This window comes from Nocardioides pelophilus, assembly GCF_014180685.1.
In the GTDB taxonomy this organism is placed as follows: Bacteria; Actinomycetota; Actinomycetes; order Propionibacteriales; family Nocardioidaceae; genus Nocardioides; species Nocardioides pelophilus.
The window spans coordinates 1-9,947 of record NZ_JACEHF010000155.1 but is presented as its reverse complement, the minus strand read 5'-3'; the positions used below and the strand labels follow the sequence as shown (position 1 = coordinate 9,947).

Sequence of the window (9,947 nt, the reverse complement as noted above, 5' to 3'; positions counted from 1 at the left end):
GTGCAGGTCGCACAGCTCGTCGGCGGGGGCGAAGTCGGCGAGCAGCAGCCGGTGGTTCTCGGCGCGGGCCCCGCCGGCGTCGTCCCCCTCGAGGGCCAGGTCGAGCTCGTCGTACGGCGCAGCGCTGACCCCGCCGAGCCGGTCGGTGAAGGCCAGCTCGACGGGGCCGATGCTCGTGCGGAAGGAGTACACCCTTGGTGACGCTCGCTTCGCTTGCTCCTGGCGTCCGACTACTTCAGGAAGTCCGGCACGTCGAGGTCGTCGTCGAACTCGAGGGGCGCCGCGGCAGGTCGGGCAGCGCCGACGGGCACCGCCGGCTGCTCGGCCGGGGTCTCGCGCGTCGCCGGGGCCTCCCGGGGCGCCGGCTCCGACTCGCGCCGGGACGCGACCGCGGCCCGCATCTCCTCCTGCGTCTTCTCCGGACGCCGCAATGCGGTGCCGGACTCGCGGCGCTTCGGGATGCCCCCGTCGAAGCCGGCGGCGATCACCGTGATCCGGACCTCGTCACCGAGGGCGTCGTCGATGATCGCGCCGAAGATGATGTTGGCGTCGGCGTGCACCGCCTCCGCCACCATGCCCGCGGCCTGGCTGATCTCGAAGATGCCGAGGTCGGAGCCGCCGGCGACCGAGAGCAGCACACCGTGTGCACCGTCGATCGAGGCCTCGAGCAGCGGGCTGCTCACCGCCATCTCCGCTGCCTGGATGGCGCGGTCCTCGCCTCGGGCCGAGCCGATGCCCATCAGCGCGGAGCCGGCGTTGCTCATGACGGCCTTGACGTCGGCGAAGTCGACGTTGATCAGGCCGGGGGTGGTGATCAGGTCGGTGATGCCGGAGACGCCCTGCAGCAGCACCTGGTCGGCCTGGCGGAACGCGTCCATCACCGACACGTTGCGGTCGGAGATCTGCAGCAGTCGGTCGTTCGGGATCACGATGAGGGTGTCGACCTCCTCGCGGAGACGCTCGATGCCCTCGTCGGCGGCCTTCTTGCGGCGCGCGCCCTCGAACTGGAACGGCCGGGTGACGACGCCGATGGTCAGCGCGCCGAGCGAGCGGGCGATCCGCGCCACGACCGGGGCGCCGCCCGTGCCGGTGCCGCCGCCCTCGCCAGCGGTGACGAAGACCATGTCGGCCCCCTTGAGGACCTCCTCGATCTCCTCCGCGTGGTCCTCGGCGGCGCGCGAGCCCACGTCGGGGTTCGCGCCGGCACCGAGACCGCGAGTGAGCTCGCGACCGATGTCGAGCTTGACGTCGGCGTCGCTCATGAGCAGCGCCTGCGCGTCGGTGTTGATCGCGATGAACTCGACCCCCTTGAGGCCGACCTCGATCATCCGGTTGACGGCGTTGACCCCGCCGCCACCGATGCCGACGACCTTGATGATGGCCAGGTAGTTCTGTGCAGCAGCCACGCCGTTTCCCCTCTCGACTCTTGACCCGCAACCCTTACCCTCATCCTGAGGGTTATAGTTATGTCAACCTCTTGGTGTCGATGACACTAGGTACGGCGATGCCCCGTGCTGGGGAGACACGCCGGAGGAAGGGCCGTCAGATCACCCGGCCGACCGCGGAGCGGTCACTGCGTCGCCGGCAGGCTCGGCACGCTGACGTCGTAGGTCTGTGCGTCCGGCCGGGCGTCGAGCAGGTGGAGGAGCACCTCGGCCTTGTCGTCGGACTGCTCCGCACTCCCCCATCGCACCAGGCGGCCGTCGCGCAGCTCGAGCCGGATGTCGTCGGCGGTCTCGACCTCGAGGTGGTCGACGAGCCGGGAGACGGCCTCGTCCAGCGCGGCCACGACCGCGGCCGCCTCCTCGAGCGCCAGCCGGTCGGCGCCGGAGTCGACCTCGACCCGCGGCAGGTCGCCCGGTGGGCTCTTCGGCATCTGCTCGAACGTGAAGGTGTCGCCGCTCTCGGCGAGGAACGAGTAGGAGGTGCCTTCTGCGACGACCGCCAGCGGCTGCCACTCCTCGATCTCGATCCGGACGTCGTGCGGCCACTGCCGCGACGCGTCGACGGACCTGACCGCGGTCAGCCGCTTGATCCGCACCTCGATCGCGTCGAGGTCGACCCGGACCAACGGGTCGTCGATCGGCAGCTCCGCCGCCGCGAGCACCTCGGCCTCCGACAGCTGGGACGTGCCCGAGATCTCGGCGGCCTCGACCCGCAACCACGGCGAGAAGTAGACGCCGTACACGGCGAAGCCGACGGCCCCGACCGCCAGCACGGCCACCAGCACGTAGCGGACGATCAACCAGCGGCGCGCCCACTGGCGCCGCGCGAACCGGCGGCGGCTACGGTCCTGCGGCGAGCGGTCAGGCACCGGTCCGCTCCCGGAGCGCCGCGACCAGCACCGGCGCCAGCGCCGTCACGTCGCCCGCTCCCAGCGTGAGCACGACGTCGCCGGGACGCACCTCGCCGAGCAGTGCGTCCAGCGCCTGGTCGCGCTCGGCGACGAACCGCACCCGCTCCGCGGGCAGGGGTACGGCGTCCGCGACGAGCGCGCCGGTCACGGTCGGATCAGGGTCCTCCCGGGCCACGTAGACGTCCAGGACGAGGACCACGTCGGCCGCGCCGAGCGCAGCCCCCATCTCGGTCCCGAAGATCCGGGTGCGCGACACCAGGTGCGGCTGGAAGCAGACCACCAGCCGGCCCGCGCCCGCGACGGACCGGGCGGCCTCGAGGTCGCCGCTGATCTCGCTGGGGTGGTGGGCGTAGCTGTCGTAGACCCGCACCTGGTCGGCACCCGAGCCGATCACGCCCTTGAGCTCCATCCGGCGGCCGGTGCCGACGAACGAGCCGAGTCCCTCCGCGAGGCGGGCGGCGTCGTAGCCGAGCTCGACGCCGAGGGCGAACGCCGCCAGCGCGTCCAGGACGTAGTGCCGGCCGGGGATCTGCAGCGAGATCCGGGCCAGCGGGTCTCCCCCGGTCCGCTCCTCGCCGGGCACCACGGCGAACGACGTGACGCCGTCGACGACCTCGATGTCGACGGCGCGCAGCGACGCGTCCTGGTCGACACCGACGGTGACGACCGGTCGGCCCCGGTCACGCAGCCGCTGCGCCAGCCTGGCCCCGCCCGGGTTGTCGATGCCGACGACGAGCGGGCCGGCCGGGTCGATGCCGTCGGCGAACTCGTCGAACGCCGCGGCGTAGGCCTCCTCGGTGCCCCAGACGTCGAGGTGGTCGGCCTCGACGTTGAGCACGATCGCCCCGAAGGTGTCGTAGACCAGGAAGGCGCCGTCGCTCTCGTCGGCCTCGGCGACGAAGAACGGACCCGCGCCGAGATCGGCGTTGCGGCCGGTCGCCGTGAGCACCCCGCCGACGGCGTACGACGGGTCGGCGCCGGCCGCGATCAGGGCGACGGTGAGCAGCGAGGTGGTGGTGGTCTTGCCGTGGGTGCCGGCGACGGCGAGCACCCGCTGACCCGACATCGCGGCCTTGAGGCCGGCCGAGCGCGGCAGCACCGTCAGCCCGCGCCGACGCGCCTCGAGCACCTCCGGGTTGTCCTCGCGCGCGGCCGTCGTCACGACCACGGTGTCGGCGGCGCCGACGTGCGCTGCGTCGTAGCCGAGGTGGCAGGGGACGTCGAGCTCGCGCAGCTGGTCGAGGAACGGCGTGTCGTTGTCGTCGCTGCCCGTGACCGGGACACCGCGGCGCGCCATCACCCGGGCGATGCCGGAGAGGCCGGCGCCGCCGATGCCGACGAAGTGCACCCGGCCCAGCTGCTCGGCGGCCGGGATGACGTCCGGGACCGGGATCCTCATCGGGCCGGCCTCATCGCGCCGTCTCGGCGATGATCCGCGCCAGCCGGTCGTCGGCGTCCGCGGGCACCAGGCCGGAGGCGGCCTCGCTCATGGCGCGCAGCCGGTCACCGTCCGCGGCCAGGGCCGGCACCGTCGACGCGACGTAGTCGGCGGAGAAGTCGGGCTCCTCGACGACGACCGCACCGCCGGCGTCGGCCACGGTGCGCGCGTTCAACAGCTGCTCGCCGTTGCCGTGGGCNCGCCGTTGCCGTGGGCGAGCGGCACGAAGATCGCGGGGACCCCGGTGGCGGCGGCCTCGACCACGCTGGAGGCGCCGCCGCGACACACCATCAGGTCGGCGGCGGCGAGGGCGTAGTCCATCCGCTCCACGAACGGCACGACGACGTACGGCGTGCCGGTCTCGACCGGGTCGACCCAGTCGGGGTCCTCCTTGCCGCGCGCGCCGATGACGTGCAGCACCTGGACCCCGCCGGCACCGAGCGCCGCGGACGCCCGGGTGATCGCGCGGTTGAGCTTCCACGCGCCCAACGAGCCGCCCGTCACGACGAGCGTCGGGAGGTCGGGGTCGAGCCCGAAGAAGGCGCGGGCCTCGGCGCGGAGCGCAGCCCGGTCCAGCTGCGAGATCATCCGCCGGATCGGGAGGCCGACGTACTCGGCGTTCTTGAGCGGGGTGTCGGGGAAACTGACCGCGACCCGGTCGGCGATCCGGGCGCCCACCTTGTTGGCGATCCCGGGCAGGGCGTTCTGCTCGTGGATCACCAGGGGCAGCTTGCGACGGCGGGCCGCGAGGTAGGCCGGCATCGAGACGTAGCCGCCGTAGCCGACGACGACGTCGGGACGGGTCCGGTCGATCACCTCGAGGGTCGCCTTGACCGCCCCGCGCAGGCGGGACGGCACCAGGGCCAGGTCCTTGCCGGGGCGCCTCGGGAGCGGCACCGGCGGGATCAGCTCGAGCCGGTAGCCCGCTGCGGGGACCACGGTGCTCTCCAGGCCGCGGGGGGTGCCGAGGCAGGTGATCTCGGTCGCGGGGTCGAGCCGCATGAGTGCATCGGCGGTCGCGAGCAGGGGTGACGTGTGCCCCGCCGTACCGCCGCCGGCCAACAAGACTCGCATTGGGCGAAGGCTACCGACGTGCCGACAGTCCGGTCGCGCGGGCGCGCCGCCGCTGCGCGAGAGCACGCGCCGCTGCGGGTTCGCGGCGCGCGAAGCCGACCACCAGGCCGAGCGCGATCAGGGTCGGCAGCAGGCTCGAGCCGCCGTACGACACCAGGGGCAGCGGGATGCCGATGACGGGGAGCAGCGCCAGCACCATCCCGACGTTGATCATCATCTGGCCGAGCAGCCAGATCACGATGCCGAAGCTGCAGTAGCGGACGAACGGGTCCTTGGTCTCGCGGGCGATCCGCAGCGTCGCGTAGGCGATGGCGAGGAACAGCAGGACGACGAGCAGCGTGCCGACGAGACCGAGCTCCTCGCCGAGGACGGCGAAGATGAAGTCGGTGTGGGCCTCCGGCAGCGAGCCCCACTTCTGCTGGCTGGCGCCGATGCCCTGACCGAAGATGCCGCCGCTGGACATCGCGTAGAGGCCGTGGGCGGGCTGCCAGCCGGTGCCGTGGTAGTCCTTGAACGGATCGACGAACGTCGTGATCCGCTCGAGCCGCTCGGCCGAGGTCGCGGCCAGCCCGAGCGCGACCACGCTGATCACGCTGAGGCACAGCACGAACAGCCGGGCCGGCGCGCCGACGACCCAGAGCATGCCGACCAGGATCGCGAAGAACACCAGCGCGGTGCCGAGGTCGCGGCCGACGACCACGAGGCCGGTGGCGAGCAGCATGCCGGGGACGACGGGCACCATCATCTGGTGGAGGCTGCCGAGCCGGCGGTCCTTGTTGGCGTAGATGTGCGCGGCCCAGATGATGATCGAGAGCTTCGCGATCTCCGACGCCTGGATCTGCACCGGACCGAGGGCCAGCCAGTTCTTGTTGCCGTAGACCTCGACGCCGAACCGCGCGGTCGCGATCAGCAGGATGAGGGAGACGGAGAAGGCAGCGTAGGCGAGGTGGCGGACCCACTTGTGGGACACCCGGGACGCGACGAAGGCGAGCGGGACCCCGATCGCGACCCACAGCAGCTGGCGCTTCACGATGGCGTAGGAGTCGCCGTACTTCTCGTAGGCCTCGACGCTGGAGGAGCTCAGCACCATCAGCAGGCCGATGGTCAGCAGGAGCGCCACCGAGCCGAGCAGCAGGTAGTAGTTGGTCAGGGGGCGGGCCATCGCGTCGCGCAGGGCCGACAGCCACGTGGACCCCGTGACCAGCCGGAGTCGCGGAAGCCGGGGGGCCTCACGGGAATCGGGGAGCGCGGCGGTGATGGCGACCCCCTTCCGTCACGGCTTCCTTCAGCCCTGGTTCGTCCAGCCCTCGTCGATCGCCGCCCGGACCGCTGCTGCGAAGGCGTCGCCCCGCGCGGCGTAGTCGGTGAACTGGTCCATCGAGGCACAGCCCGGTGCGAGGAGCACCGTGTCCCCGGGTCGAGCGGCCTGGGCCGCCGCCCCGACGACGAGTCTCATCAGGTCAGCCCCGTCTACCGGGCCAGTCTCTCCGCCGGTCACCTCGATCACCGGGACATCCGGCGCGTGTCGCGCAAGCGCCGCGGCGATCACTTCGCGGTCGCGGCCGATCAGCACGACCGCGCGAAGCCGGTCGCCGACCTGCTGCACGAGCTCGTCGAAGCTCGCACCCTTCGCCAGGCCCCCGGCCACCCACACGACGGGGTCGTAGGCGGCGAGCGAGGACTGGGCGGCGTGCGGGTTGGTGGCCTTCGAGTCGTCGACCCAGGTCACGCCCTCGTGCTCGGCGACCACGGCGATCCGGTGGCCGTCGGGACGGAACGCCCGCAAGCCGTCGCGTACGGCGGACTGGCTGATGCCGTGCGCCCGGGCCAGCGCCGCAGCGGCCAGCGCGTTCGCGACGAAGTGCGGTGCCGTCGAGGCGAGGTCGGAGATCGCGCACAGCTCGGCCGCGCTGCTCTGCCGCTGGTCGATGAACGCCCGGTCGACCAGGAGGTCCTCCACCACGCCGACCATGCCGACCGACGGGACGCCGAGGGTGAACCCGATCGCGCGGGCGCCCTCCACGACGTCGGCCTCGCGCACCAGCCGCTCGGTCGTCGGGTCCGCCACGTTGTAGACGCACGCCCGCTCGACGCCCTGGTAGATCCGTCCCTTGTCGCGGGCGTAGTCGTCCATGCCGGTGTCGCCGGCGTACCAGTCCAGGTGGTCCTCGGCGAAGTTGAGCACGGCCGCCGACTCGGCCGCCATCGTCGCCACGTAGTGCAGCTGGAAGCTCGACAGCTCGACCGCGATCACGTCGTACGGCTCGGGGTCCATGACGGCCTCGGTCAGCGGCAGCCCGACGTTGCCGGCAGCCACGCTGCGCAGGCCGGCCGCGCGGAGGATCGAGTCCAGCATCTGCACGGTCGTGGTCTTGCCGTTGGTGCCCGTGATGCACAGCCACGGGGCCGGGTGGTCCGGGTCGCGCAGCCGCCAGGCCAGCTCGACCTCGCCCCACACCGGGACGCCGCGCTCAGCCGCCTGCGTCAGCAGGGGCGCGTCGGGTCGGAAGCCCGGTGAGGTCACCACGACGTCGACGTCGTCCGGCAGCCGGTCGGTCGCGCCGGCGTGCAGGTGCACGGTGGCGCCGAGGATCTCGAGCAGCTCCGCCTTCTCCAGCTGGGCGGCCGTCGCGTTGTCGGCGAGCACCGTGACCGATGCACCGAGGTGCGTGAGGTTGTCGGCGGCGGCGTACCCGCTCGTGCCGAAGCCCGCCACGACCGCGCGCACGCCCTCCCAGGAGTCCTTGCGGCCGAGCGATTCGACCTTGCTCAAAGCCTGGCCACCCACTCGGCGTAGAAGACGCCCAGACCGGTGGCGACGAACAGGCCGGTGATGATCCAGAACCGGATCACGATCGTCACCTGCTCCCAGCCGAGCAGCTCGAAGTGGTGCTGCAGCGGGGCCATCCGGAAGACCCGCTTGCCGACGCCGGTGAACCGCTTGGTCGTCTTGAACCAGCCGACCTGGAGCATCACCGACGCCGTGATGAGCACGAACAGCCCGCCGAGGATCACCAGGAGCAGCTCGGTGCGGGTGAGGATCGCGAACCCCGCCAGGCCGCCGCCGAGCGAGAGCGACCCGGTGTCGCCCATGAAGATCCGCGCGGGCGAGGCGTTCCACCACAGGAAGCCGAAGCAGGCACCGGTGATGGCCGCGGCGATGATCGCGAGGTCGAGCGGGTCGCGGACGTTGTAGCAGCTGGGGCCCGCCTCCTCCTGGCAGAACTGGTTGTTCTGCCAGATGTTCACCAGCATGTAGGCACCGAAGACCATCACGCAGGCGCCGGCGGCGAGACCGTCGAGGCCGTCGGTCAGGTTGACCGCGTTGCTGAAGCCGGTGACGAGCAGCCACACGAGGAGCAGGGCGAGGACCATCGGCAGCGTCAGCCACTCGATCTCCCGGAGGAACGACACCTTCTCCGAGGCCGGGGCGCGGCCGTTCTCGTCCTCGAGCCACGGCGCGAGGGCGAGCACACCGAACACCAGGGCGATGACGGTCTGGCCGACCATCTTCGCCTTGCTGCGCAGGCCCAGGCTGCGCTGCTTGACGATCTTGATGAAGTCGTCGAGGAAGCCCACCAGGCCCATCCCGACGAAGAGGAAGAGCAGGAGGAGGGCCGAGGCGCTCGGCGCGTCGGCGGTGAGCAGCTTCGCTCCGGCGTAGCCGAGGACCACCGCGCCGATGATGACGACGCCGCCCATGGTCGGGGTGCCGCGCTTGGTGTGGTGGCTGGTCGGGCCGTCGTCGCGGATCTCCTGGCCGTAGCCCCACTTGGTGAACACGCGGATGGCGACCCGGGTGCCGAGCAACGAGATCAGCAGGGCGATGCCCCCGCCGAGCAGGATCGCTAGCACGCTGCCGTCCTCTCACGCACTGTTCGTGTCCCCGAGCAGCTCCTCGGCGACCCATTCGAGCGCCGCCCCCCGGGACGCCTTGACGAGGACCACGTCCTCCGGAGCGGCATTCTGCCGCAACCAGGCGAGGGCCTGATCGCGCCCCTCGGTCCTGATCACGATCGGGCCGGCTCCGGCGCCGGCGATCACGTCCGAGATCTCCTCGGCGATCCCGGCTGCGTCGTCTCCCACGACCACGACCACGTCGACGCCGAGCCGGACCGCGTCGCTCCCGACCGCCCGGTGCCCGGCCTCGTGCTCGTCGCCGAGCTCGAGCATCTGTCCCAGCACGGCGAGGGTACGGCGACCGCCCGCCTGCCCGATGGCGACCAGCGCCTCGAGGGCGGCGCGCACCGAGTCGGGGTTGGCGTTGTAGGCGTCGTTGACGACGACCAGGCCGTCGGTGCGCTCGTGCACCTCCATCCGCCACCGGGAGGCGGCCCTCGCCTCGGACAAGGCGGCGGCGACGTCGGCCAGCGGGAACCCGGCGGCCACGACCATCGCGGCCGCAGCCGCGGCGTTCTGCGCCTGGTGGGCACCGGTCTGGAGCAGCTGGACCGGGCACGCCTGGTCGCCCTGCACCAGGGTGAACGAGGGGCGCCCCAACGCGTCGAGCTCGAGGTCGTCGTACCGCAGCTCGCCCCCGCGGCCGAAGGTCAGCACCCGCGCGGCCGTGCGCGGCGCCATCGCGGCCACCAGCGGGTCGTCGGCGTTGAGGACCGCCGTCCCGTCGGCCGGGAGCGCCTCGATGATCTCGCCCTTCGCGAGCGCGATCTGCTCGCGGCCCCCGAACTCGCCGACGTGCGCCGTGCCGACGTTGAGCACGGCCGCGATCCGCGGCGGCGCGACCTCGCACAGGTAGGAGATGTGGCCGATGCCGCGGGCACCCATCTCGACCACCAGGAAGTAGGTCCCGGCGTCGGCGCGCAGCACCGTGAGCGGGACCCCGATCTCGTTGTTGCCGTTGCCCTCGGTCGCGACGACCCGCTCGTCGCCCGCCAGCCGCTTCAGCACGCTCGCGAGGTAGTCCTTGGTGCCGGTCTTGCCCTGCGACCCGGTGAGCGCCAGGACCGTCGCGGGCGTCCGGTCGACCACGTGCCGCGCGAGCCGGCCGAGCGCCACGACCGGGTCCGCGGCCACGACCGTCGGCGCGTCCGTCGGCCGGCTGCCGGGGACGGCGTGCGA

At 72.4% G+C, this 9,947-nt stretch carries 8 protein-coding genes and 1 pseudogene; all 9 read right to left on the bottom strand.

Annotated features, from left to right (window positions below; genetic code table 11):
- Window positions 1-192, bottom strand: a 192-nt coding sequence (locus H0488_RS23745; protein ID WP_512698543.1) for a laccase domain-containing protein, incomplete at its 3' end; no start/stop codon positions are given.
- 38 nt (window positions 193-230) lie between these two features.
- Entirely contained in the window at window positions 231-1,406 is a 1,176-nt protein-coding gene (gene ftsZ, locus H0488_RS18865; protein WP_183100780.1) for a cell division protein FtsZ, read from the bottom strand.
- A gap of 164 nt (window positions 1,407-1,570) precedes the next feature.
- On the bottom strand, window positions 1,571-2,314 hold the full coding sequence (locus H0488_RS18860; protein ID WP_183100779.1) for a cell division protein FtsQ/DivIB: 744 nt from the start codon (window positions 2,312-2,314) through the stop codon (window positions 1,571-1,573).
- Window positions 2,307-3,755, bottom strand: a complete 1,449-nt coding sequence (murC, locus tag H0488_RS18855; RefSeq protein WP_183100778.1) for a UDP-N-acetylmuramate--L-alanine ligase — start codon at window positions 3,753-3,755, stop codon at window positions 2,307-2,309. Before murC ends, H0488_RS18860 begins: the two co-directional genes overlap by 8 nt.
- Before the next feature lie 10 nt (window positions 3,756-3,765).
- Window positions 3,766-4,868 (bottom strand): annotated as a pseudogene (locus H0488_RS18850) (UDP-N-acetylglucosamine--N-acetylmuramyl-(pentapeptide) pyrophosphoryl-undecaprenol N-acetylglucosamine transferase).
- A gap of 10 nt (window positions 4,869-4,878) precedes the next feature.
- Window positions 4,879-6,030 carry a putative lipid II flippase FtsW gene (gene ftsW, locus H0488_RS18845; protein ID WP_183100777.1) on the bottom strand — a complete coding sequence of 384 codons (1,152 nt, stop codon included), beginning with the start codon at window positions 6,028-6,030 and terminating at the stop codon, window positions 4,879-4,881.
- 123 nt (window positions 6,031-6,153) lie between these two features.
- Window positions 6,154-7,641, bottom strand: coding sequence for a UDP-N-acetylmuramoyl-L-alanine--D-glutamate ligase (gene murD, locus H0488_RS18840; protein ID WP_183100776.1), 1,488 nt, complete (start codon window positions 7,639-7,641; stop codon window positions 6,154-6,156).
- Entirely contained in the window at window positions 7,638-8,723 is a 1,086-nt protein-coding gene (mraY, locus tag H0488_RS18835; protein ID WP_183100775.1) for a phospho-N-acetylmuramoyl-pentapeptide-transferase, read from the bottom strand. Before mraY ends, murD begins: the two co-directional genes overlap by 4 nt.
- Window positions 8,724-8,735: 12 nt before the next feature.
- Window positions 8,736-9,947: UDP-N-acetylmuramoyl-tripeptide--D-alanyl-D-alanine ligase (locus H0488_RS18830; RefSeq protein ID WP_183100774.1), on the bottom strand; the 1,212-nt coding region annotated here is incomplete at its 5' end.

Excerpts from the sequence above, each read along its gene's own strand:
- ftsW (WP_183100777.1), bottom strand. The coding sequence starts at position 6,030 with ATGGCCCGCCCCCTGACCAACTACTACCTGCTGCTCGGCTCGGTGGCG.
- murC (WP_183100778.1), bottom strand. The coding sequence starts at position 3,755 with ATGAGGATCCCGGTCCCGGACGTCATCCCGGCCGCCGAGCAGCTGGGC.